The sequence below is a fragment of the Pseudomonas sp. F01002 genome (assembly GCF_004402115.1).
GTDB lineage: Bacteria > Pseudomonadota > Gammaproteobacteria > Pseudomonadales > Pseudomonadaceae > Aquipseudomonas > Aquipseudomonas frigoris.
This window is the reverse complement of sequence record NZ_SOPU01000018.1, coordinates 556,451-581,153: the sequence shown is the minus strand read 5'-3', so window position 1 is coordinate 581,153 and position 24,703 is coordinate 556,451. Positions and strand designations below refer to the sequence as shown.

Below are 24,703 nucleotides of genomic sequence, written 5' to 3'. Positions count from 1 at the left end.
GGGGCATGTGCTCCCCTTTTTTTTCGCCCGGAATTCAGGGTGAAACGCTTCCCTGAAAACGCCTCCGCTCCCACAGGTATCGAGTCGAGTCAGTGAGATTGGCGTGGGTTCATCAGAACGCCATCCGCCACTGACCCGTCACGCCGTGGTTTCGGCTGTCGGTGCCGATCTCGCCAGTGAGACCGACGCCCAGGGTGTGTTTTGCTGACAATCCAAGGTCCAGCCCTGCATCGACCAGCAGACTGTCACGATCCAGCGGCGCACCGGAAACGGTGAAGTTTTTTCCGCCCGTCACCAATCGTTGGCGGGTATCGCTGTAGACGTCCCCGTAAGTGTGTTTCCAGCCGGCACTGAACCGTGGCGTCAGTTGCATGCCGTTATCCAGAGTGTTGAGCTTCGCCAGCCGCAGGCCGAATGTGCTGTTCATGTTGTTCTGGGTTTGACCGTGTACCTTCAGCGCCGCTGCGCCGCCTTTTTCCGTGTAAGTGTCGCGCTGATAGCGCTGGTAGCCCAGGCTGGCAAACGGTTCGATGCTGACATTCGCCTGGCCCAGGTTGTAACCCAATTCCGCAAAGGCCTGCTGGGTGTTGGCATCGTAACGGCCTTCGGGGCGGTCGCTGAAACCTTTGAAGGCAACCCGGCGTTTAGTGCTGCCGTCGTGGCTGCTATAGGTCGCGCCCAGGCGCAGTGACATTGGTCCGTTTTGACGTAGGGCATAAGCTCCCAAATGCCAGCTGTCGAGATCGCCGTCGAGTCCGCGGCTGTCCAGGCGCGTTTCGGATTTGCCGCTCATCACCCCCGATGCGCCATTCCTCATCGATGCCCCAATCAGCTCCCAGTACCAGGCCGTGGGTTGTGTGTTTCAGAGCGTCGTAGTCGCGATCCAGCGTCCCACCGTGACCCAGCGCTTGCAGCCAGACTCGGCCATTGTCTTCGCTGCCGGTGGCCAGGCGTGGTGCATTGTTTCGTCTGCCAGTCTTGCCGTAGGCATTGGCACTATCCAGCTGCCGCATGGCCGAGAGCAGGGTTGCGCTCACCGGACTGTCACTGCTCAGGGTCGCCTTGGCGAGGTTGGCGTTCTGGCTGCCGTCCAACTGGTCGATGGCCAGGGAGGCTGTTTCGGTGGTGGAGGCGAGCAGGGCCGTGACAGCGGCGTTCGCGGTATTGGGAGGTGTCTGCGCCGTCGGACTGGCTTTGGGCTCTTCAATACTGCGGGCGAGTTCCCGACCGTTTTCGTTGGTCGCGAGATTTTCGAAAGGCACTTCGTTGCGAGCGTAGGTCAGGCTGACGGCCTTTTCGTCGCTGTAGTCCGGGGTGGCCTTCATGAACGCCAGAGTGCTGTCGACTCGACTGAATGTTCCTTCGACCCGCTCTGCGGAAATTACCGTGTGATTAAGGGTTTGTGCGTAGTCGCCTGGCAGAGCGGTAACCAGTAAAGACGCGCCACCAAGCTTGGCGATTCCCTCGACGTAAATAGTCTGTGAAGTATCAGCCTTATCCGTTACTTCGTAGGCGAGTGTGGCGCTTTCGCTAAGCGTAAGATCTCCTCTAATGGAAGGAGCCCCCAAATTTTCACTGACCAGTAACTGACCGTCCACGTGCAAGCCACCTACTTTACCGTAGCCGCCGTAGGTGCCTCCGTGATCAACGTACACAGTGCCTTTTATAGCGCCTAGGTTAAATAGCGCAGCGTCTTTCCTTACTTCGGCACCTTTATGGAAGTCGTTGCTGCCGGTAAATGTCCATGCGCCTTTCGCCACCCGCAGGGCAGCAAAATTGGTTGTGTCTCCTACTATGCCCCCGTCCACGGAATTAAGGAGCAGCCCGTTGACTCCGTTGCCGCCATCAAGTTCTCCATCCCATCGGGCGCCTCTGTTGATGACCAGGAGGTCATCCGCGTCGCCCAATACCAGCGAGACGCCGTCGATATTTTGGAGTGGCTCTGAGATGAGGGTGTGTTGAGTGGTGTAGTCGTTCTGGAAATGAGCGAACGGGTCTACCTCCGCAGGAGCGGATGCTACTTCGGAAGCGGTGGGCTCGGGAAAGTCAAGAGACTCATAGAAGGCGTCATCGAAGTCGACTGCAACGGTGGCAAGCTGTTCAGTTGTTACTGGCCGAACTGTCTGCCCTTCACCCGACCCGTTTGTGGCCCGGGCAGCATTTTCACGTGGACCGATGAACTCCTTGATCGCGAAAAGATCATCGAAGCGCTCATTGGGCTTGGCGGTTTTTTTACGAGGTTTGGTGGTCGGCGCGTCGGAATTGACTTGAGGCTCCGGTTGCTGCGCCATGGAGACTTCTATGCAACCCACTGCAAGCGCAACGGCCAGCGCCAGATGTTTTGGTCGGTATTTGTGTTGAACGGGCATCGAGTACGGCCTCTCTTGAAGGGAGGCCAACTCTAAGAGAGAGACTATAGGTACCGATGTCAGCTGCTTCCGACGGGCTTGCGGGGGTTGTCAGAAGGTTGTGTAGAAAATTGCCAGCCTCCTGAGGAAGGTTGTTTTTACCCGTTCGGACAGACGCTTTTTCTTACAACAAATCGAGACATGGTCGGCTATCGCAACTCGGAAACGCATCTGCCTTTCGCTAACTACGGCTCAAATACGCCTTCCCATAATGCCGCTCCATCCGCGCCTGAATCAGCTCCAACCCAATCGACATCACCCAATAAATCACCGCCGCCGTCGTGAGCATTTCGATGTAGCGATAGCTCGAGCGCCCATACGATTGCGCCAGAAACATCACCTCCCAAACCCCCATCACCGAGATCAGCGACGAGTCTTTGAGCATCGAGATGAATTGGTTGGTGGTCGGCGGGATGATGGTGCGCATTGCCTGGGGCAGGGTGACGCGCCAGAAGATCACGGTTTCGCGCATGCCCAGGGCCAGGGATGCTTCGCGTTGGCCGTGGGGGACGCCGAGGATGCCGGCGCGGAAGATTTCGCTGAGGTAAGCGCCGTAGTTGAGCGACAGGGCGATGATGCCGGCGGCGATTGCGCCCGGGACGATGCCGAGTTGTGGCAGGCCGAGGTAGATCAGCAGGATCTGGATCAGTAGCGGTGTGCCACGAAAGATCGAGGCATAGAAGCTCGCGATGCCGAAGGCCACGGCGCTTTTCGACAGCCGCGCCAGGGCGGTGATGAAGCCCAGCAGCGAGGAGGTCACGATCGAGCACAGGCACAAAAACAACGTCAGCGCCGCGCCCTGCAAAAAGCCGTTGGGCGCCAGGTGCAGGCCGATCAGGTTCGGCAGTTTGTCGAGGATGATCGAGAACTTCAGGTCGAAGCTCAGGAAGAAGCTGGCGAACAACCCGAGCATCGCTGCCCAGGTCAGGTACAGCCGCGTGCGGAAACCGAAGATCCGTTGCAACAGCGACTCAGCCACCGGTTGCGGCGGCTGGGGAGGTTTTGGGAAAGAAGTCATTTGCTGATGTCGGCGCCGATCCATTTTTGCGAAAGCTTGCTCAGGGTGCCGTCCTGTTTCAGCTGAGCGAAGACGTCACGCACTTTGGCGTCCCACTGGGCGTCGCCTTTTTCAATGGCCACCGAGTTTGGCTCCGAGTACAGCGGCTCGCCGGCGAGCTTGAAGCGTTTGTCTTCGGTCAGGCGCGGTTGGGCGGTGACAAGGTTGGTGAGGATCGCATCCAGTCGAACGCCAGCGCCCAGGCCGAGGTCCTGGAAGGCGACATTGTCGGTGTCATACGGCGCGATCTGCACATCTTCGAACGGGTACTGCAATTGAGTGTCTTCGGCGCCTTCGATCACCAGGTTCTTGTTCAGGTAGCTTTCGTAGCTGGAGGCGCTGGTGAGGCCGACTTTTTTGCCGCTCAGGTCTTTGGCGCTGTGGATGCTGTCGTCCTTGGCGTTGACTACGATCACCGCTGGCGAGGCGTAGTACTCGACCGGGAAGTCGAAGACCTCGGCGCGGGCCTTGCTCGGGGTCATGGAGCAGATGCAGATGTCATAGCGCCCACTCCAGCGGCCGGCCGCGATCACGTCCCAGGACGGGGTTTCGAGGCGCAGTTTGACGCCCAGTTTGTTCCCCACGGCCTTGGCCACGTCGACGTCGAATCCATCGAGCTGGTTCTGATCATTGAGGAACGAGAAGGGTGGATAGCTTTCCATCAACACGCCCACCAATTCTTTCTTTTTTTCGACGCGATCCAGCGTGGCGCCGCCAAAGGCTTGGGTGGAGGCAGCCAGAATCGTCAGGCCCAGGGCCAGTAGCGGTTGGAATTTCACAGTCGATCCCTGATAAAAAAGAGGTTGTTATTAACCGGATGGTGCGTATTAAATAGTTATAAGAGCGACTCTGATAGTGAGTTATTTTCATAAGCTTATGAGTGAAAAGCATATGGGCGCAGCAAGCACAGTAATTTTGGATGGCGGCATGGGTCGTGAGTTGCAGCGTCGAGGCGCGCCGTTCAGACAGCCCGAGTGGTCGGCGCTGGCCTTGAGCGAAGCGCCGCAAGCGGTAGAGGCGGTGCACTCGGCTTATATCGAAAGCGGTGCCAACGTGATTACCTGCAACAGTTACGCGGTGGTGCCGTTTCACATTGGCGAAGAACGTTTTGCCGCAGAAGGGCAGGCGCTCGCGGCGTTGGCCGGTGAGCTGGCTCGGCGCGCTGTAGAGGCTTCGGGCAAAGCGGTGCGTGTGGCCGGCTCATTGCCGCCGCTGTTTGGGTCCTATCGTCCGGACCTTTTCGATGCTGCTCGGGCGACTGAGTTGTTGGCGCCGCTGGTGAAGGGTCTGGCACCTCATGTCGATCTATGGCTGGCGGAAACCCAGAGTTCGATCGTTGAAGCGCGAGCGATCCATGCCGGTCTGCCAACAGACGGCAAGCCGTTCTGGCTGTCGTTTACCCTGAAGGATGAGGACACGGACGAAGTGCCGCGCTTGCGTTCGGGTGAGTCGGTGGCTGAAGCCGCAGCCGTGGCGGCTGAGCTGGGCGTCGAGACGTTGCTGTTCAACTGCAGCCAGCCGGAAGTGATCGGTGCTGCGATTGATGCCGCGCGGGAAACCTTTGAGCGTTTGGGGGTGAAGATTCACATCGGCGCGTACGCCAATGCCTTCCCGCCGCAACCGAAAGAGGCCACGGCCAACGACGGTCTGGACCCGTTGCGTGACGATCTCGATCCGCCGGGTTACTTGCAGTGGGCGGCGGATTGGAAAGAACGCGGCGCCAGTCATTTGGGCGGTTGCTGCGGGATCGGGCCGGAGCACATTGCAGTGTTGACGCAAAAGTTGGCGTAGAAAGATCAAAAGATCGCAGCCTTCGGCAGCTCCTACATGGGATCGCCTTCCAAAGTAGGAGCTGCCGAAGGCTGCGATCTTTTGCTGCTGGAACTTTACCCGCGGCACTCGGCCAACGTTTTCACCTGCCCCGAATCCGTCTGGTTCTCATCGGACAGCCAGCGCTCAAACCCCGCCCCAATCGCCGGCCATTCCGAATCCAGAATCGAATACCACGCCGTATCCCGGTTCTGCCCCTTCACCACCATGTGCTGGCGAAAAACCCCTTCAAAACTGAACCCCAGACGCTCGGCCGCGTATTTGGAGCGGGCGTTTCCGTTGTTGCACTTCCACTCCAGGCGTCGGTAACCCAAGGCAAACGACTCTTTGGCGAGCAGATAAACCGCCTCTGTACTTTTCGGCGAGCGCTGCATCGGCGCGCCAAACGTGACATGGCCGATCTCGATCCGGCCTTGTGAAGGAACAATCGACATCAAACTGAGGATGCCTTGCACATCGCCGCTGGCACGGTCGATCACGCTGAAGAAATACGGGTCGCTATTGGCCGCATGGTTGTTCAGCCAATCGTTGAACGCGCTGCGCTCCGGGAAAGGACCGTATGGCAAATAGTCCCAGAGTTTTGGGTCGGCACCCGGTCCTTGCAGAGCCTCCCACAAACCGTCGGCGTGACGCGCCGGGTCGAGTTTTTCCAGGCGGATGAAACGCCCTTCGAGGGTTTGAACCGACGGTGCCGGAACGCCTTTCCAGTCGGCGAGTGAAATCGACATGCTGCTCTCCTTGAACCTTAAATGGCTTTGCGAAACTGGATGAAACCGGGGCGTTCGGCAATGCGCTCATAGAGCTGAATCGCAGTGGCATTGGTTTCGTGGGTCAGCCAGTGGACCTTGCAGCAACCGTCCTCTTTGGCTGTCGCGTAAACGAATTCGATCAACTGTCGGCCGACGCCAGTGCCGCGGGTTTCAGGCGTTACCAACAGGTCTTGCAGGTAGCAGGAGTTTTCGATGCTCCAGTTCGAACGATGGTAGATGAAGTGCACCATGCCCACCGCTTTGTCATCGGCCCAGGCCAGCGCGGCATGGGTCGGTTCGCTCGGGTCGAGCATTCGCTGCCACGTGCTTTGGGTGACGGCCTCAGGCAGTTCGGTGTTGTAGAAACGCAGGTACGCTTGCCACAAGGGCAACCAGGCGGCGTGGTCGTCGGTGGTGACCTGGCGGATGTCGATCTGACTCATGTTCATTCCTTAACGCATCAAGTGGGCGAGGGCCTGATCGTGCACATCAGGGCTGGCGGCAAGCCCCTCGCGCACACCGGTGATGTCTGCAGCGTTGCGGTTCTGGCTGAGCTTGCGTTTGCCTTCCAGGCGCTGGATCGGCAAGGCAAAACCGACGATGGCCTTGAGCATCCCATCAATGTAGTCGGCGGGGGCATCGGCGACTTTCCATGGACTGGCACGACCCGCTTCATGACGATCAGTCAGCGCGCTGACCAGAGTGCGCAGGCGATCGGCGTCGGTGAATACTTCGGCCGTGCCGTAGGCATGCACGGCGACGTAGTTCCAGGTCGGCACGACTTTGCCGTGCTCGGCTTTGCTCGGGTAAAACCCCGGGCTGACATAAGCGTCGGCACCGGCAAAAATCACCAGGGCTTCGGCGCCGTTCTGCAATTCCCGCCATTGCGGATTGGCCTTGGCGAAGTGTCCATAAAGGGTGCCATTCGGGCCTTGGTCTGAACTCAACAGCAGCGGCAAATGGCTGGCTTGCAGACCTTGCTCCCCGTGTGTGACCAACACAGCGAGGCGGGTGCCGAGTATCTGCTGGTGCAGTTCATGCAAATCATCTATGGCAAAGCTGCTTGGCGTGTACATGGAGATTTTCCTTGGCGAATGCCTGCATCCTAGGCAGGCTATTGGTCTGTTGTAAGAGCCATTAGCGACCAATTTCATAGGTCCATTGCCATGACCAGCGAGCCACTGTCCTTGTCATTCAACCCGGCGGGTATCGAACTCGATCGCCGTCAGGGTTTGAGTCGTCAACTCTATCAAGCCTTGCGAGTGCGAGTGCTCGACGGTCGGCTGGCCAGCGGTACGCGATTACCGGCCAGTCGCGATCTGGCGGCGGCGTTGTCAATTTCCCGAAACAGCGTGGTCCGGGCCTACGATCAGCTCTACGCCGAGGGCTTTATTGAAGGGCGTGTGGGTGACGGGACGTATGTCGCGCAACTGCCTCAATCAGTGTTGCCGGTGAAAAAACTATCCACAAAAGTATCCACAGGGTTGTCAACAGGGTTACCCACAGCCTTATCCACAAATTGGCTGGATTTACCTGTGGTTTCATCCAGCAAAGTTATCCACAGCGGTGCGCTGGGACGCGTGGAAAAGAACCATTTGGCCTTGCCACCGAGTGGTCCGCCCCGCGCCTTTCGTGTGGGAGTTCCGGCTTTTGATCTGTTCCCTTTCGAGGTCTGGGCCAAGCTGAATGCGGCTTTCTGGCGTAAACCGGATCTCCAGCAGTTGTGTTACGGCGATCCTGCGGGCGATGCACGATTACGCGGTTTGATTGCCGCATATTTGCGCAGCTCCCGGGGGATGCAATGCACGGCTGAGCAAATAGTGATCACCAGTGGCGCACAGCAGGGGATTAGCCTTTGTGCACAGCTGCTGGTAGAGCCCGGCGATGGCGTGGCGATCGAGAATCCGGGGTATCGGGCGGCGGGTCATGCGTTCGCCGTAGCCGGTGCGCGATTGCACGGGGTGGCGGTGGACAGCGAGGGCATCGACTGCAGCGAATTGAATGGGCTCAACGATTGTCGACTGGCCTATGTCACGCCGTCGCATCAGTACCCGACCGGGGTGGTGATGAGTCTGGCGCGGCGGCTGGAGTTGTTGGCCTGGGCCGAGCGAACCGAGGGGTGGATCGTCGAAGACGATTACGACGGCGAATATCGTTACAGCGGCGCGCCACTGGCACCGCTGGCAGCGTTGGACCGGCAGAGCCGGGTGATCTATGTCGGGACCTTCGGCAAAGTCGCGTTTCCGGCCTTGCGCATGGGTTATCTGGTGTTGCCCAGAGAGCTGGTGGAAGCCTTCGCCCAGCGCCGGGCGGTGGACGTTCGACACTCCGAGGTCAGCACCCAGGTGGTGATGGCCGAGTTCATGGCCACCGGGCATTTTCAGCGGCATATCCGCCGTATGCGTCGCGCAGCCCTGAGCCGACGCAATACATTGCTGGCCGGCTGGCCGGCGGATATCCCGGGGGTGGGCAGCCTGCCGAATGTGGCGGCAGGACTGCATTTGACCGTGTCGGTCGAGAGTCTGGCGCGTGAACGTGAGTTGATCGAAAAAGCGGCCAGCGTCGAAGTCGAGATCGCGGGTTTGAGCAGTTACTGGCTGCCGGACTCCAGCACCCCGCCGGACCAGCGTGCCGGGTTGGTGCTGGGTTTTTCGGCGGTGCCCGAAGGTGCGATCGAGTCAGCGCTTGCGCGTTTGCGCACGGCCTGGCGTTGGTAAAAGGGCTGGCCGGTAACCAGCCCTTTTACCGATCACTGGGGCTCCAGTGTCACCAGATATTTGCCAGATACTTTCAGGTTGGTCTGTAGTGACAGTCAGGTGGATGCGGGTGCCTTAGAGAAGAACAGCGACCGGGCCAACTGAGGGCTGATCTCGCTGCGATAGATCTCGATCGCTTCCTGGTTGCCGGTGCTCGACCCTAGATCGATACGACCAAGTAGCCGTTGCTCGCGGGTTTTCAGGTGAGCGGCGGTAAAGGAGTGGACGCCATCCTTGAGTTGGGCGTAGTGAAAGTGGGCGTACCACAGCACCCTGGCGGTGGTGGCCTCACGCACTTCGTATTCCTGCAGATAATCGTGGCGCGGCCCTTTGAGCCGACGTCGGTCTCCCACACGTACGATGTCGATTGCACCTTTGCTGTGCAGCCATTCGATTCGAGCAGCAGTGGGTGGTTGCCGTTTGGTCATCTCCAGCCGCAGGCGATGGCCTTCGGCGTAGAGCCGGGTGGTTTGTTTGGCCAGTTGTGCCAACACCTGTCGTGCGTCGCTCACATGGTTTTGAGTGACATTGCTCTGGAGGAGCGCTGCGTTGATCGCCTTGGTGGCGGCTTCAAGGCGGGAGGCCTGATGGTGGAACGCTTCTTCTATTTCCACCGGAATCTGCCTGGACTGTTTTGAGTCGGCCTCGGCGCGTCGAGTAAAGGAGGGCAGAGTATCCAGCAGGGCTTTTCCTGCCGTTATGCGTGCTCCCGGGTCAGGCAGGCGCTCTTTGGGCGTCTGCGGTTTCTTCGTCAACCGCTTCCGCTCGACCCAGACGCCGGGTGTCTTTTCGTGGAAGGTGGCGATCACCTTGCCGGTCACTGGCGCGGTGACGTCCACGAGGACCGGGTGACCGGGCGCGGTCTTGCGTATTTGGCCGATCACGGTGCCTTTGAATTGCGTTTTGATGACTCTCTTTTTCGATGCCAATGAGGCGTGTGAAGGCCCCGGCCTGGGCTCCAGGCGTCGCTGCTCGCGCAGCAAGTCCGCCAGATGCACGACGGTCTGCTGATTGAATTCACCAACGCGACCCTGCAGCCGCTCAAGCTGCGCTTTGACAATCTGTTCAGGGTACGTACCCGCGAAACTCTGCAAACGCTGTTCGATAGCGGCGAACTGGTCGACCAGGTTGTTCAAGGCTTCGATCCGCTCACCGATGTTCAGTATCTGTTCATCGTGCATCAACTCCATCGCACCATTCACCGCCAGGTCGGCGTCTTCGACGATCTGCTCAATGGATGCTTTGGCGTCGGACAGTTCGGGCGTCTCGCCCGGTTTTAGGCATAGTTCACGGGCGAGGGTGACCTGAAGGGACTTGAGGTCCGAAATGTCGAATTTTGGTAGTTTTTTTTGATATTCAAGGGTCAACTGCTCGGCGTTTTTGCCCAGACGCGTCAACTCCTGGAAGCGGGACTGAGCGAATTCGACCTTCTGGATAATGCCCTGGGTCAGGTCTGACATGGTTTCAAATGTGCCGGAGGACGGGCGGGGACCGCTGCTTTCTTCTGTATCGAGATGATCCATTGTCAAGCGCAAGGCGTCGGTGAATTCCGGGTATTTTTCATCGATCCAGGTCTGATTGAAAAACAGCTGGGTTCCCAGTACTTCGATCATCGCTTCACGGTAATTGGGTACTTCCTCGACCAGATTGAGCGATTTGGTGTGTTCGATCATGACGTCATATTCGTCGTTTCGGGCGTCCAGCTTTTCGAGAAATGTTTGTCGGGCGACGTCGATGGCCTCTGCGGGGGCATTTTTCATGGCGTTGTAGGCATCGGTAATGGCTTTTCTTTTGGACTCCATCTGCGCATCAAAAATGGCCAGGTGAGTCTTGCTGTTGGCGATTTTGGTTGCGTTCGCTCGTTGTAGTGCCGCGAGCCTGCTTTTCTTTCCGCCGCCACGCAGTCGCAGTCGGACATCGACAAACCATTCGCCTTTCGCGTTGTTGATCAACAACGGGCCGGTGACCCACGGGGTTTGGCGGGTATTGATGATCTGGACGATTTCATCATCATTCACGAAGACCTCAAACCATCGTTCGCCAACCGGGGCATACCATTTGGACTGATATTCATAGAGGTGCTTGTGCAAACCTTCGGTACTGGCTGCCCCCAATCCTTGCGGTTTGGGGACCTTGTACCGGTCCAGGGTGGGTCCCAGCCCCCGGCTGCTGTTATTGAGTACGGTCGTGGGATGAAGCGAGGTCTGGTGTTCGTTTGGCAGGTAATCGGTGGTCACATCTGGTAACTGCACGCTGGTCGTCGTGTGTGCAGGCTTGTCGATAACGATGGGTGTTTCGGTTTCGGTTTCGGTCTTGGTTATCGGTATACGGTCCCGCGCGGGTTGGCGTCGCTCGACCGCGTGGTGAGCCAGCACCATGCCGAGGGTAAGGAACAAATCGGTCAGGGCGGACCATTGTGCCTTCGCATCCTGGTTTTCCCGGGCGTCGATGGCTTCTTGCAGGTCGTCCAGAATCTGCCAGATCCACGCTGCCGTGCCAGCGGTGCGCCCGAGAAACGGCAATGCGGCGCTGAATATCATCCAGGCGTGTTGTTTGAAGCTGGCCCAGCGGTTTTCGGCATTGGACACCGAGTCTCGCTCACCCTTCATGATCATCGCGTTGGCGTTGGCCTTGAATAGCGTCGCCAGTCGGTCGTGCTCGATCACGTGTTGTCCGAGCAATACCGGCCCGCTCATTTGCAAGGAAATCAAGGGGTCGCTCAACAGTTGCGACACCGTCCAGACCGAAGGCAGTTTCCCCGGGAAGACATACTGCGAGTAGTTGAACCGAACGTTGTCCGGCAACCACGCCAGGGTTGATTCGCGCAGCGCTTTGGAGTGTTTGATCGCATACAGCAGGTTGGCGGCTGTGGGGTACTGCGCCAACGGTTGCTCAAGCAGTGGGCGATAGAGAATGCAAGGGCCCTTGTCCATGTCTCGCGCCCCGATCACATACATGTTGGTGACTTTGTCAGGGGTTTTGTTATCCCGTTGGCTGGGGATGAACGCCAGCGGGCGAATGACGATCTCTTGTCCGTCCACCCACCGATCAGCTTTCAGCGTATTCATGACGGCCACAACGTAGCGATAGCCACGTTCGTCGAGGCCGTGTTCGCCACGGATTTTGCTTTGCAACGCTTGCAGCGCAAGCTGGATGCGCAGGTTACTGGCGTAAAGGTTTTGACGCCGCAGCGATTCTTGTGGGTCGTCCAGCAGCTTGCCCTTGACCCACGCCGGGTAGGCCGCGCCAATGTCGACGGCGCTGATCGCTGACTTCAGGTAGTCGGGTGTCATCCATTCCGGAACCGCTGTGCCGTCCTTGTACTGAACCGACTGGTTGCCTAGCGGGAGGGCGATGAGGTTTTCGAGTGCCAGTTCGGCGAGGCCCAGGCGCGTGGTTTCGTTCATGCCGGGGGCCGTAAATGTTCCCCACACCACTTGACTGACAATAACGATCTCGACGTTCTCAAGCGTCATTTGGGCAACGTCACTATGGCTTTTGAGCATGTGGGCTCGAAGTGCGTCCAGCGCGAATGTCTTGATCGGAGCAATATCGTCGTCGAAGGATTTGCCGCCGTTGTGTATTTGTAGCAGTGCCAGATCGAACAGGTGCCGGCTGTAGCAACTCAGATCGAATGGCGAAGCGTTTTCCAGCCATTGAGGTATCAGACGCTGCACCTGTTCGAGGTACAACACCTTTTGGGCCTGAGTCGTGCCGGTCGCCTCTTCTTCGACACGGGTATAGGCGATGGTCGGTTTGTCGGGCCTTTTTGCATTTGCCAGGTTGGCAATCGTGTCAGCCTGGAGAGCAATCAGGGCGATGGCCTGATGATCGAAGAAATCCCCGGAAGGTTCGAACAGACGCCATTGAAGCGTGACCCCGGGAGGCAGCTTTTCAACGTACTTGGGCAGGGCCTCGCCCAGTTCCTCCAGCGATTCATAGGCCAGAAAGCTGGTGGCGATGGAATGGGTCAGAATGATCGTGCGGGTCCCGACGGTGCCGATCACGACCGTCAAATCCGTACGATTGAGGTGGTTGGACACTGTGCCATCGAACTGGTCGAAGTCGATCAGGCAGACCCGGGTCTTGTAGGTGTCGTGGGGCGCGCGCAACGTTGCATCGGGATAATCGAAGACCTGGCGTGCAATGGCCAGTTGGTGCACATCCCAGCCCTCAACCTCTTCATTGAAGACGTTGCGTGCAATGGTCGGCTGGCGAGTATCCGAACCCTCAACCTTTTTTACGTTCCAGACTTGACGCAATGATTGCGACAACGCCTGCCAACGCAGGGTCGTGCCGTGGGTGGGTTGGTCCCAGTATTCGAGTTGTTGTTCCTGATAAGCAACCAACAGGAGGGGGGACAGCTGATTGATCAGGCGCCCGATGGCGTCGATTTTGACCGGAAGATGGAGGGGAGTGATCGCGTCGGGATTCAGGCTCAGGAAGTGTTCACCGTCGAGGTAGGTCACTGACGTGCCTGAGGCCATGTGCCGAATCAGCGTGTCCGTCAGAGATTCGTATTCCAATGGTCCGGGCTGGACCTTCCCGTCGAGGGTTTTCCAGCTCGGTGTAACGACTATCGCCATTCCGGGATCAATGCCCAGTTGTGGGTAGAGTTGCTTCAGGTCGTATTGCAGAATACGGGTGGCCACTTCCCTGATCGAGGGACCGGTGACCAGTTGGGTAAGCAAATCGCTTGGGTTGCTGGACGCCGGATCGGCTTCGACAGCATTCGTTTCGGTAGAGGGCATGTGCATTCCTTTCTGAGGGACTGGAACGTGCGCGCAAACGCGCCGGTCAGGTTCGGAAAGTAGCGGGGTGCGGGATCGGTCGGGCGGTAACTAAATATCGTCAGGTTAAAAAAACCCGCACGGGGCGGGTCTTCAATGGTGCGTAAACGATGGGTTGTTCAGGTCCCGGACTTGATCTTGGTCCAGGCTCGGGTCCGCGCTCGTTCGGCATCACGGGGCAGCGGTTGCAGGGTGTAGAGCGTACTCATCGCTGTTTCGGTCGGGTACAGATTCGGGTTGTTGCGGATCGCCGGGTCGACCATTTCGGTGGCGTCCTTGTTCGGGTTCGGGTAGCCGACGAAGTCGCTGACCGGTGCAATCACCTGCGGCTGCAACAAGTAGTTGATGAAGGTGTAGGCGTCTTCCGGGTTCTTCGCGCCTTTGGGGATCGAGAGCATGTCGAACCAGATCGGCGCGCCTTCTTTCGGCAGGCGCATGTCGACGATCACGCCGTTCTTGGCTTCCTTGGCGCGGTTCGCTGCCTGGGAGAAGCTGCCGGAGTAACCGACTGCGACACAGATGTCACCGTTGGCGATGTCGGCCATGTACTTCGAAGAATGGAAGTAGGTGACATACGGACGGATCTTCATCAACAGCGCTTCAGCCTTTTCGTAGTCCGCCGGTTTTTTGCTGTTGGGGTCCAGGCCGAGGTGTTGCAAGGCCAGTGGCAGGATCTCCGACGGCGAGTCGAGTAGCGCGACACCGCACTGCTTGAGCTTGCTGATGTTCTCTTCCTTGAAGATCAGGTCCCAGCTGTCCACCGGTGCGTTGTCACCCAATGCAGCCTTGATCTTGTCTGGGTTGAAGCCGATCAGGATGGTGCCATACATGTACGGCACGGCAAATTTGTTACCCGGATCGTTGGCTTCGATCAGCTTCATCAGCTTGGGATCGAGGTGGTTCCAGTTCGGCAGTTTGCTGCGGTCCAGTGGCTGGAAAACGCCGGCCTCGATCTGTTTGGCAAGGAATACGTTGGACGGCACGACCACGTCATAGCCGGAGTTGCCGGTCAGCAGCTTGGCCTCCAGCGCTTCGTTGGTGTCGAAGATGTCGTAGACCAGTTTGGTCTGGGTGTTCTGGGCCTTGAAGTCTTCCAGGGCTTTGGGGGTGATGTAGTCGAACCAGTTGTAGACGCGCAACGTTCGCTCTTCAGCGTGAGCGGCACCACTGAGTACTGTGGCGCACAGCACTGTGGGGAAGAGTGCTGGCGCGATAAAACGCTTGAGACTTTTCATTGTTCTAATTCCTCATTGGGCGCTTTCAAAACCTTCGAGAACGTTCACGGCATTGATGCCGATTTCTTCTACCGCGTAGCCGCCTTCCATCACGAACAGCGTCGGCTTGCCGAGGCCGGCGATGCGCGCGCCCATGGCCAGGTAATCCGGGCTGTCGAGCTTGAATTGGGAAATCGGATCGTCCTTGAACGTATCGACGCCCAGGGATACGACGACGATATCGGCGCCGTACTTTTCGATCTCTTTGCAGGCTTGTTCCAGCGCGGCGCTCCAACTGTCCCAACCGCTGCCGGCCGGCAAAGGGTAGTTGAAGTTGAAACCTTCGCCGGCCCCTTCACCCAGCTCATCTTCATAGCCGAGGAAGAACGGGAACTCGGCTTCCGGATGACCATGGATCGAGGTGAACAGCACGTCGCTGCGCTCATAGAAAATCGATTGAGTGCCGTTGCCGTGGTGGTAGTCGACGTCGAGGATCGCCACCTTTTTATGGCCCTGATCGAGAAAGGCCTGCGCGGCGATGGCGGCGTTGTTGAGGTAGCAATAACCGCCCATCAAATCGCTGGCGGCGTGGTGTCCCGGTGGACGGCATAAGGCGAAGGCACTGCGGGCGCCGCGCTGAATGACGGCTTGCGCGGTCAACGCGACTTGCGCCGCACTGTATGCCGCTTGCCAGGTACCGGCGGTAATCGGTGCGCCACCGTCGAAGCTGTAATAGCCGAGCTGGCCGTGCAGGCTGGTGGGCATGATCCGGCGCAGGGTGCGGGCTGGCCAGGTGTAGGGCAGCAAGTCGCCGTCGGTGCCGAATTCGGTCCAGCGCGTCCAGGCACCTTTGAAGAAGTCGAGGTAGTCGCGGCTGTGGACGCGCGCGATCGGGTCGAGGCCGAAATCCTGGGGCGCCTCCACAGGGCCGAGATCGCGGCACTGCACGCGTTGCAGAACATGGTCGGCCCGCGAGGGCATTTCGAAGCAGGGCATCAGTTGCCCGTCCATCAATTCACAACGACCGTGGTGCAGGTGGTGATCGTCCGAGTAGATCGTCAGCATTTTCTTGTTCTCCGCAGGCTGATTCGGTTGAACACAGTCTTGCGGGGCGCGGCGTTTGAGAGAACGGCAGGAAAGGCCAAAAGGGGATCGATATGGCCAAAAAAATTGACCGAATTTCGCCCCTTGTTGGCGCGGGTGTGCCCCAGCGTTGGGCGCCAGACCTCGTAGGAGCAAAGCTTGCTCGCGATGGCATCACCGCGTTTTTGCAGATACACCGCGTTGTCCGTATCGCGAGCAAGCTTTGCTCCTCCAGGTGAGGTGTCGTACTCAGGGTCTGAACTGACTCGGCGCCACGCCGCTCCAGCGCACAAAGGCATGGCGGAAACTCGCGGTCTCGCTGAACCCCAGCGCTTCTGCAATCCGATAGATCGGCAGTTCGTCCTCGCAGAGCATGCGTTTGGCCTGCTCGAACCGCAGTTCATCGAGCAACTCTTGATAGCTGCACCCCAGCTCCTTGAGATGTCGGCGCAAGGTGCGCGCCGAGCAGTTCAGCTGTTCGGCCAAACCTTCGAGGCCGGGCGCCGCATTCAACTGCGCACTGAGTAGCTGGCGGATTCGTCCCAGCCACACTTGGCGACCCGTGAACTCGGTGTTCTGTTTGCGGCAGCGTTCTGCCATGGCCTGATGGGTGATGGCGTCGGCCAGAGGCAGGGGGTGCTCCAGCCAGGCTTTGTCGAAGGCAAAGGCGTTGGACGCAGCGTCGAACTGCAAGGGGCAATCGAAACGTTCGGTGTAGCGTGCCTGATAGTCCGGTGCCGGGTAATCGAAGCGGGCGCCAAGCAGCGGCAACGGTTGGCCGAGCAGGTCTTCGCAAGTGACCTTCATCGAAACCAGGCAAAACTCGACATTGAATGGCGCCAGCGCAGGGTTTTCCCGATAGTCGCCAGCGGTGAGCCAGATGCGCTCGTTATCTTCTTCCAGGCTCAACTCGAACAGTGTTCCCAATAGCGCCGGATAGTGCAGTGCCAGCCGCAAGGCGTCACCTAAAGTGGCGCTGGTGAGTAAGGCGTACCCGAGCATGCCGTAGGACGAAACGTGCATCCTCCGGCCCAGTTCCAGGCCGATGTCACGCTTGAGCGCGACGGCGTTGGCGCAGACCTGCATCTCCTGATTGGTGGTGATGCGCGTGTCCGCCCGGCTCAGATCCGCCGTGGTGATGCCGCTGCCGGCCAGCAGCGCTTCGCTGGACAAGCCCTCGGCCTTGAAGGTGTTGAGCACCAGGGAGACAGCGTTGAGGGTGGTGAGGTGGGAGTGGAGCATGGGGGGTTCCAGCCTTGGGATGGCTGGAGGACAGCAAGTTGTATGCCGAGTGATGAACCTGTGGGAGCGGGCTTGCTCGCGAATGCGGTGTAGCAGTCACATAGATGTTGGATGTGCCGCCGCCTTCGCGAGCAAGCCCGCTCCCACAAGGTTTTGGGGTGTGTCAGCTCAGTTCGCCGCAGAGGTCGAGTTCTACAAGGCGCCGCACTTCAGCGGTGTCCAGTCCGGCACCGAGCAATCCATGCAACTTGCCAAACGCCGCTTCACGGGTCATGCCACCACCGGACAACACGCCGACACCACGCAGACGACTGCCGGCCTCGTAAACATCCAGCTCGACGCCACCTTCATGGCACTGCGTAACCGCCACCACCACAACACCCTTGTCCCGCGCCCGTTCCAGGCTGGCGAGAAACTCCGGGTTGTCACTCGGTCCGGTGCCGCTGCCGTAGCACTCCAGCACCAGGCCCTGAATGCCGCTGTCGAGCAGGCCGTCCAGTATCTCGGCGCCGATGCCGGGGAACAGTGGTAGCACAGCGACTTTCGCCAATTGCTTGGGCTGGTTGTAGGTCAGCGATGCCGGTATTGAAGAAGCCTTCTCACCGCCACCCTGACGCTCAAGACGCTTGAACGGATGGCGACCGAAACTGCGCACCTTCGCGCAACGGGTCGGGTCCAGCAGTTCGCCGTGGAAGTACAGATGAACGCCCGGCGCAAGGCCGTGACCCAAAGCAACCAGCGCGCCACTGAGGTTTTCCCAGGCATCACTGTCGGTCACGCCGGCCGGCAGCATGGAGCCGGTGAACACCACACGGGCATGCAGGCCGAGCAATTGAAAACTCATGGCCGCCGCGCTGTAGGCGAGGGTATCGGTGCCATGCAGGATCAGCACGCTGTCGCAGCCCTGGACATCGACGGCGTCGACCACCGCTTCACGCAGTTGCTGCCAGTAATCAGGAGTCATGTTGGCGCTGTCGATCAGCGGCGACATCTCGCGAAAGCGCCACTGCGGTACGACAAGGTCAGGCTGGCTGTGCAGATACCCGCGCATCCGTGCTTCGAAACCGGACGCCGGGGCCAGGCCGTGAGCGCTGGCTTGCATACCGATGGTGCCACCGGTGTAAAGCACCATGACGTGCTGGGCGGCAGGGTAGGTCGAGGAATTCATGGAGACGCTCCGAGAACAATGAGTTCCATTGTGGGAGCGGGCTTGCTCGCGAATGCGGTTGGTCATTCAACACTGATGTCGATTGACACACCGCTTTCGCGAGCAAGCCCGCTCCCACAGGGGATTTCGCACTTTAACCGATCAGCGTTGCGCTGCGGGTACGCCTTGCGGCTCAGCTTCAGCCTTGGTGGCGGCCGCTGGCGGATTGGCGGGCCAGGCTTTCAAGTCCAGGTCCAGATCCGGGAACTTGCTCGAATCGAACACTGGCGTCTTGATACCGGCCGCGCGCTGGTCATCGTAGTCACGCAGGATGCGCATGCCGACTTTGAACAGCAGGAATAGCGCGATCAGGTTCACAAACGCCAGCAGGGTCATGGTGATGTCAGCGAAGGCGAACACCGTGCCGAGGTTTTCGATAGCGCCCCAGAAGATCAACACCAATACCAGCGCGCGGTAACCGATCAGCGCCTTGCGGTTTTCACCGATCAGGAAACGCAGGTTGCTCTCGCCCAGGTAGTAGTTGTAGAGGATCGAGGTGAACACGAACAACGACAGGGCCACGGAAATGAAACTCCGGCCCCAGTCACCGACCACGGCGGCCAGGGAGTTCTGGGTCAGGGCAATGCCGTCGCCTTCGAAGCCCGGGGTGTAGAAGCCCGAGAGCAGAATCAGCAACGCGGTGCAGGTGCAGATCACGAAGGTGTCGAGGAACACGCTGAACGCCTGAACCACACCTTGTGCCACCGGGTGCTCGACCGACGCGACCGCAGCCACGTTTGGCGCACTGCCCAGGCCCGCTTCGTTGGCGAACACGCCACGCTTCACGCCCATGACGATGGCGGTGCCGATCAGGCCACCGAAGGCTTGATCCAGACCGAAGGCGCTTTTGACGATGGTCATCAGCATCGCCGGAACGTGGTCGAATTGCAGCACGATCACATAGATGGTCACACCGATGTACACCAGGGTTTTCACCGGCACCAATAGGTCAGCGACCTTGGCGATGCGCTTGATACCACCGATGAACACCAGACCCAGCAACACCGCCAGGGCCAGGCCCGTGTAAGTGGGGTCGAGGTCGAAAGCGTTTTTCAGCGAGTGGGTCACGGCGTGGGATTGCAGGCCGTTGAAGGCGAAGCCGAAGGTGATCAGTAGCAGGAACGCCATGATCATGCCCAGCCAGCGTTTCTGCAGGCCGTGCTGGATGTAATAGGACGGGCCGCCACGGTACGTGCCGTCGGAGTCGCAGCGCTTGTAGAGCTGGCCGAGGGAGCATTCGAAGAAGCTGCTGGACATGCCGACCAGCGCGGTCACCCACATCCAGAACACCGCACCCGGACCACCCAGGGTCACGGCGATACCGACACCGGCGATGTTGCCCGCACCGACACGACCGGCGAGGCTGAGCATCAGGGCCTGGAACGAGCTGAGTTGACCGGCGCTGCTTTTCAGGCTGTCGCGGAACACCGCGAACATATGGAAGAAGTGGCGCAGTTGAACGAAACGCGAGCGGATCGTGAAGTAGCTACCGAGCCCGACAATGAGCACGATCAGTACTTTCCCGGAGAGGAAGTCGTTAATGACTTCGAGCATGGATTATTCCTCGCTGTTTTTTGTTTAGGCAAATGCTGGGCGGGCCGAAACATCGCGTTACACCAGATTGCGCGCGGCAAAACAGGCAAGGCGAAGGTTCGTCCCGATTTCATATTGCGGGTTTGTTATTAGTTCGGGTTTCGCATGGGTTTGGGCCTCGTTACCGACGACCGCTCACGCGAAGAGGGGCGGCACTATACCTAGGAGAGTGCCGTCCGTCTTCACGGATGTGGTGCAAGCATCGAAACGAGGTGCTGCCAAGATCAAAAGGTCGCAGCCTTCGGCAGCTCCTACAGGGTGTACGTCAAATCCTGTAGGAGCTGCCGAAGGCTGCGATCTTTGCGGTGTCAGACATATTCGCTATCCGCAAAAGAGTTAAAAAAAAGGGCTTGGGGAATAAATCCCCAAGCCCTCAAAAGGTGAGAGGTGTCTAGTCCCTCGACCTGGTGAGCGTGGCGCTTCGTGCTCTTCGTTAAAAGAGCAAGCGCCGGCGTTGCGTTCGGTTAAGCTTTCAGAGGCACCAGACGCGGAGCAATCATGTTTTCCGGGCGCAGGATATCGGCGAGCATTTCGTCGTCGAGCAAGCCTTCTTCGCGCACCAGTTCCAGCACGCCGCGGCCGCTTTCTAGGGCGATACGGGCGATGCGGGTGGCGTTTTCATAGCCGATGTACGGGTTCAGCGCGGTGACCAGACCGATCGAGTGCTCGACCAGTTCACGGCAACGCTCTTCGTTGGCGGTGATGCCGACGATGCAGTGCTCGCGCAGCATGTCCATGGCGCGTTGCAGCAGGCGGATCGAGTCGAAGATCTTGAACGCGATCAGCGGCTCCATCACGTTCAATTGCAACTGGCCGCCTTCGGCCGCAATGGTCAGGGCCAGGTCGTTGCCGATGATCTGGAACGCCACCTGGTTGACCGCTTCCGGGATAACCGGGTTGACCTTGCCGGGCATGATCGAGCTGCCTGGCTGACGCGCTGGCAGGTTGATTTCGTTGATGCCGGTGCGTGGGCCGCTGGACAGCAGGCGCAGGTCGTTGCAGATTTTCGACAGCTTGACCGCGGTGCGCTTGAGCATGCCGGAGAACAGCACGAAGGCACCCATGTCGGAGGTGGCTTCGATCAGGTCGGCGGCTGGAACCAGCGGTTGACCGCTGATCAGCGCCAGACGCTGAACGGCCAGGAGTTGGTAGCGCGGGTCGGCGTTGATGCCGGTGCCAATCGCGGTGCCGCCCAGGTTCACTTCGGTCAGCAGCTCGGGTGCCAGCGTTTTCAGGCGCGCCAGGTCTTCGCTCAGGGTCGTGGAGAAGGCGCGGAATTCCTGGCCGAGGGTCATCGGCACGGCATCTTGCAGCTGGGTACGGCCCATCTTCAGGACGTGGCTGAACTCAACACCCTTGGCAGCGAACGCCTGGATCAGGCTGTCGAGGCTGGCCAACAGCGCATCGTGACCCAGCAGCAGACCCAGACGGATCGCGGTCGGGTAGGCGTCGTTGGTCGACTGCGCCATGTTCACGTCGTTGTTCGGGTGCAGGTATTGGTATTCGCCCTTATGGTGACCCATGGCCTCCAGCGCGATGTTGGCGATGACTTCGTTGGCATTCATGTTGGTTGAAGTGCCAGCGCCGCCTTGAATCATGTCCACCACGAACTCTTCGTGGAAATCGCCGCGGATCAAACGTGCGCAGGCTTCGCTGATGGCAGCGTGCTTGGCTTCGCTCAGGTGACCCAGCTCGCGGTTGGCGTCAGCGGCGGCCTGTTTGACCATTGCCAGGCCGACAACCAGCTTCGGGTAATGCGAAATCGGAACGCCGGAGAGACGGAAGTTGTTCACCGCTCGCAGGGTCTGGATGCCGTAATACGCTTGAGCGGGTACTTCGAGTACGCCAAGCAGGTCTTTTTCTGTGCGGAAAGATGCAGCGGAGGACATGATAGAAATCATCTCGATAAGGACCCGGTCTGTGCCGGAACACTGCAAATGCTAGGCTTGTGGAGAATTTTGGGCCAATGCTGATAAACACTAGCCTATGCGCATTCGGCATAATGCCCGTGTGACGCCGTGTCTGCGGCGAGCGTGTGACCTAAATTGGTGCGTGTCCGGGAGGGCGTGATGAACCTTGAAAGTAAATGGCTTGAGGACTTTAGTGCTCTGGCCGCCACCCGCAGCTTCTCCCAGGCTGCCGAACGACGCTTCGTGACTCAGCCGGCGTTCAGTCGACGGATCCGCAGCCTTGAAGCCGCGCTGGGGCTGACCCTGGTCAATCGCTCGCGCACGCCGATCGAACTGACGGCGGCGGGGCAGCTGTTTCTGGTCACCGCGCGAACGGTGGTCGAGCAGCTCGGTGAGGTGTTGCGTCACCTTCATCACCTGGAAGGCGGGCAGGGCGAGGTGATGCAGGTCGCCGCCGCTCACTCCCTGGCGCTGGGTTTCTTCCCGCGCTGGATCGCGCAGTTGCGTAATGAAGGCCTGAACATTGCGACGCGCCTGGTGGCAACCAACGTCGGTGATGCCGTGCATGCACTGCGCGAAGGCGGTTGCGATCTGATGTTGGCGTTCTATGACCCGGATGCCGCGATGCAGATGGACCCGGAAATCTTCCCGTCGCTGCACCTTGGCGACACCGAAATGCTCCCGGTCTGCGCGGCGGACGCCGAGGGCAAACCGCTGTTCGATCTGGAAGGCGAAGGCAGTGTGCCGCTGCTCGCTTACAGCGCTGGTGCGTTTCTTGGGCGTTCGGTGAACATGCTGCTGCGCCAGCGTGCGTTACGCTTCAGCACCATTTACGAAACCGCCATGGCCGACAGTCTTAAAAGCATGGCGCTGGAAGGACTGGGCATTGCCTGGGTTCCACGGCTCAGCGTGCGCGCCGAACTGGCTCGTGGGGAACTGGTGGTTTGCGGCGGCCCGCAATGGCATGTGCCGCTGGAGATTCGCTTGTACCGCTGCGCGCTGGTGCGCAAGGCGAATGTGCGGTTGTTGTGGCGCAAGCTCGAGGGCGGCGCCGCGCAAGGTACTTGAGCACATCGACTAACCCTGTGGGAGCGAGCTTGCTCGCGATGGCGGACTAACATTCAACATCAATAGTGACTGTCCCGACGCTATCGCGAGCAAGCTCGCTCCCATAGGGATTGGTGTTGTATTTGACTGACTCTTAAGTCAATAAAACCGGCACTTTGCGCCGAATGACAGATGGTCGTATCGGGGGCTGTTTATCTGCTTCATTGAGGTATACTGCGCGGCCTTCGGCCGGTTCGTCCGGCCATAATTCGTACAATCAAGCCACGCATTTTGCGTGGCTTGTTGTTTTTTGACGCGCCTGCGGGCGCCCAGAGAGAAGAGGCACGACGATGAGTGCACTGGTTGGCGTGATCATGGGCTCCAAGTCCGATTGGTCCACCCTTAGCCACACCGCCGATATGCTGGAAAAGCTCGGCATTCCTTACGAGGTGAAAGTGGTCTCTGCCCACCGCACCCCGGACCTGCTCTTCCAGTACGCCGAAGAGGCTGAGGCGCGTGGCATCGAGGTGATCATCGCCGGTGCCGGCGGTGCGGCCCACTTGCCAGGCATGTGTGCGGCCAAGACCCACCTGCCGGTGCTGGGCGTGCCGGTGCAGTCGTCGATGCTGTCGGGCGTCGATTCGCTGCTGTCCATCGTGCAGATGCCCGCGGGCATTCCGGTCGCCACCCTGGCCATCGGCAAGGCCGGCGCGATCAACGCAGCGTTGCTCTCGGCGAGTATCCTCGGTGCCAAGCACCCGCAGTTCCACGCGGTGCTGAAAAAATTCCGCGCTGAGCAGACAGACAGCGTCCTGGAAAATCCAGACCCACGCATCGCCTGAGGTTGTTGACGATGAAGATCGGTGTAATCGGTGGCGGCCAATTGGGTCGCATGTTGGCGCTGGCGGGCACCCCGCTGGGCATGAACTTCGCTTTCCTGGACCCCGCGCCGGATGCTTGCGCAGCCGCATTGGGCGAGCACCTGCGGGCCGATTACGGCGACCAGGATCACCTGCGTCAGCTGGCCGATGAAGTCGATCTGGTGACCTTCGAGTTCGAAAGCGTCCCGGCCGAAACCGTGGCCTTCCTGTCGCAATTCGTCCCGGTCTACCCGAGCGCCGAAGCCCTGCGCATCGCCCGTGATCGCTGGTTCGAGAAGAGCATGTTCAAGGACCTGGGGATTCCTACCCCGGCGTTCGCCGACATTCAATCGCAAGCCGATCTGGACGCTGCCGTGGCTTCCATCGGTCTGCCGGCCGTGCTGAAAACCCGCACCCTGGGTTACGACGGCAAGGGCCAGAAGGTTCTGCGCAAGCCTGAAGACGTGGCCGGCACGTTCGCCGAGCTGGGCAGCGTGGCCTGCCTGTTGGAAGGCTTCGTCCCGTTTACCGGTGAAGTCTCGTTGATCGCTGTGCGCGCTCGCGATGGCGAAACCAGGTTCTATCCGCTGGTTCACAACACCCACGACAGCGGCATCCTCAAACTGTCCGTGGCCAGCACCGATCACCCGCTGCAAGCCTTGGCGGAAGACTATTCCAGCCGTGTACTCAAGCAGCTGAACTACGTTGGCGTGATGGCGTTCGAGTTCTTTGAAGTCGACGGTGGCCTCAAGGCCAACGAAATCGCCCCACGGGTGCACAACTCAGGTCACTGGACCACTGAAGGTGCCGAGTGCAGCCAGTTCGAAAACCACCTGCGGGCCGTTGCCGGTCTGCCGTTGGGTTCGACGGCCAAGGTCGGCGAGAGCGCGATGCTCAACTTCATCGGTAAAGTGCCCGAGACCGAGAAAGTCATGGCCATTGCCGATTGCCATCTGC

18 protein-coding genes and 1 pseudogene are annotated in these 24,703 nt (G+C 59.4%); 5 read left to right on the top strand and 14 right to left on the bottom strand.

Annotated features, from left to right (window positions below; genetic code table 11):
• Positions 1 to 112: 112 nt before the first annotated feature.
• The 3 genes and pseudogenes from E3W21_RS16560 to E3W21_RS16550 form a co-directional block, all read right to left on the bottom strand.
• Positions 113 to 1,949, bottom strand: a pseudogene (locus tag E3W21_RS16560) (autotransporter domain-containing protein).
• 640 nt (positions 1,950 to 2,589) lie between these two features.
• Positions 2,590 to 3,426 (bottom strand): amino acid ABC transporter permease, encoded by an 837-nt coding sequence (locus E3W21_RS16555; RefSeq protein ID WP_134421016.1) that lies wholly within the window; start codon positions 3,424 to 3,426, stop codon positions 2,590 to 2,592.
• Entirely contained in the window at positions 3,423 to 4,244 is an 822-nt protein-coding gene (locus E3W21_RS16550; RefSeq protein WP_134421014.1) for an ABC transporter substrate-binding protein, read from the bottom strand. Before E3W21_RS16550 ends, E3W21_RS16555 begins: the two co-directional genes overlap by 4 nt.
• Before the next feature lie 112 nt (positions 4,245 to 4,356).
• Here E3W21_RS16550 and E3W21_RS16545 point away from each other — a divergent pair, with 112 nt between their 5' ends.
• The gene (locus E3W21_RS16545) at positions 4,357 to 5,256 is read left to right on the top strand and encodes a homocysteine S-methyltransferase family protein (protein ID WP_129439866.1); all 900 of its coding nucleotides are present in this window, start codon (positions 4,357 to 4,359) and stop codon (positions 5,254 to 5,256) included.
• A 95-nt stretch (positions 5,257 to 5,351) separates the two neighbouring features.
• Here the strand turns inward: E3W21_RS16545 and E3W21_RS16540 are convergent, their stop codons facing one another.
• From E3W21_RS16540 to E3W21_RS16530, 3 genes are read right to left on the bottom strand one after another with little or no spacing between them, the layout of a single operon-like run.
• Positions 5,352 to 6,023, bottom strand: coding sequence for a GNAT family N-acetyltransferase (locus tag E3W21_RS16540; RefSeq protein ID WP_134421012.1), 672 nt, complete (start codon positions 6,021 to 6,023; stop codon positions 5,352 to 5,354).
• A gap of 17 nt (positions 6,024 to 6,040) precedes the next feature.
• On the bottom strand, positions 6,041 to 6,487 hold the full coding sequence (locus tag E3W21_RS16535) for a GNAT family N-acetyltransferase (protein WP_134421010.1): 447 nt from the start codon (positions 6,485 to 6,487) through the stop codon (positions 6,041 to 6,043).
• 9 nt (positions 6,488 to 6,496) lie between these two features.
• Positions 6,497 to 7,120: an FMN-binding negative transcriptional regulator gene (locus E3W21_RS16530; protein WP_134421008.1), complete on the bottom strand. Its 624-nt coding sequence runs from the start codon at positions 7,118 to 7,120 to the stop codon at positions 6,497 to 6,499.
• Positions 7,121 to 7,210: 90 nt separating this feature from the next.
• On the opposite strand from E3W21_RS16530, the gene E3W21_RS16525 reads away from it, so the two are divergent.
• Positions 7,211 to 8,761: a PLP-dependent aminotransferase family protein gene (locus tag E3W21_RS16525; RefSeq protein WP_134421006.1), complete on the top strand. Its 1,551-nt coding sequence runs from the start codon at positions 7,211 to 7,213 to the stop codon at positions 8,759 to 8,761.
• Between the two features lie 95 nt (positions 8,762 to 8,856).
• Here E3W21_RS16525 and E3W21_RS16520 read toward each other — a convergent pair whose 3' ends face one another.
• From E3W21_RS16520 to aspA, 8 genes are all read right to left on the bottom strand, one after another.
• On the bottom strand, positions 8,857 to 13,551 hold the full coding sequence (locus tag E3W21_RS16520) for a dermonecrotic toxin domain-containing protein (protein WP_134421004.1): 4,695 nt from the start codon (positions 13,549 to 13,551) through the stop codon (positions 8,857 to 8,859).
• A 158-nt stretch (positions 13,552 to 13,709) separates the two neighbouring features.
• Positions 13,710 to 14,825: a polyamine ABC transporter substrate-binding protein gene (locus E3W21_RS16515; RefSeq protein WP_134421002.1), complete on the bottom strand. Its 1,116-nt coding sequence runs from the start codon at positions 14,823 to 14,825 to the stop codon at positions 13,710 to 13,712.
• A 12-nt stretch (positions 14,826 to 14,837) separates the two neighbouring features.
• Positions 14,838 to 15,869, bottom strand: a complete 1,032-nt coding sequence (locus E3W21_RS16510) for a histone deacetylase family protein (RefSeq protein WP_129439877.1) — start codon at positions 15,867 to 15,869, stop codon at positions 14,838 to 14,840.
• Positions 15,863 to 16,084, bottom strand: a complete 222-nt coding sequence (locus E3W21_RS16505) for a hypothetical protein (RefSeq protein ID WP_134421000.1) — start codon at positions 16,082 to 16,084, stop codon at positions 15,863 to 15,865. Before E3W21_RS16505 ends, E3W21_RS16510 begins: the two co-directional genes overlap by 7 nt.
• Positions 16,085 to 16,136: 52 nt before the next feature.
• Positions 16,137 to 17,129: an AraC family transcriptional regulator gene (locus E3W21_RS16500; RefSeq protein WP_129439879.1), complete on the bottom strand. Its 993-nt coding sequence runs from the start codon at positions 17,127 to 17,129 to the stop codon at positions 16,137 to 16,139.
• Positions 17,130 to 17,292: 163 nt separating this feature from the next.
• Positions 17,293 to 18,297 (bottom strand): asparaginase, encoded by a 1,005-nt coding sequence (locus tag E3W21_RS16495; protein WP_134420998.1) that lies wholly within the window; start codon positions 18,295 to 18,297, stop codon positions 17,293 to 17,295.
• Between the two features lie 141 nt (positions 18,298 to 18,438).
• Positions 18,439 to 19,890 carry a sodium:alanine symporter family protein gene (locus E3W21_RS16490; RefSeq protein WP_134420996.1) on the bottom strand — a complete coding sequence of 484 codons (1,452 nt, stop codon included), beginning with the start codon at positions 19,888 to 19,890 and terminating at the stop codon, positions 18,439 to 18,441.
• A gap of 503 nt (positions 19,891 to 20,393) precedes the next feature.
• A complete protein-coding gene (gene aspA, locus E3W21_RS16485; protein WP_134420994.1) occupies positions 20,394 to 21,818 on the bottom strand; it encodes an aspartate ammonia-lyase in 1,425 nt (474 codons plus the stop codon).
• 180 nt (positions 21,819 to 21,998) lie between these two features.
• On the opposite strand from aspA, the gene E3W21_RS16480 reads away from it, so the two are divergent.
• The 3 genes from E3W21_RS16480 to E3W21_RS16470 all read left to right on the top strand — a co-directional run.
• Positions 21,999 to 22,907 carry a LysR substrate-binding domain-containing protein gene (locus tag E3W21_RS16480; protein ID WP_129439884.1) on the top strand — a complete coding sequence of 303 codons (909 nt, stop codon included), beginning with the start codon at positions 21,999 to 22,001 and terminating at the stop codon, positions 22,905 to 22,907.
• 329 nt (positions 22,908 to 23,236) lie between these two features.
• A complete protein-coding gene (purE, locus tag E3W21_RS16475; protein ID WP_008150032.1) occupies positions 23,237 to 23,728 on the top strand; it encodes a 5-(carboxyamino)imidazole ribonucleotide mutase in 492 nt (163 codons plus the stop codon).
• An 11-nt stretch (positions 23,729 to 23,739) separates the two neighbouring features.
• On the top strand, positions 23,740 to 24,703 hold a 964-nt coding region (locus E3W21_RS16470), incomplete at its 3' end, for a 5-(carboxyamino)imidazole ribonucleotide synthase (RefSeq protein ID WP_134421250.1).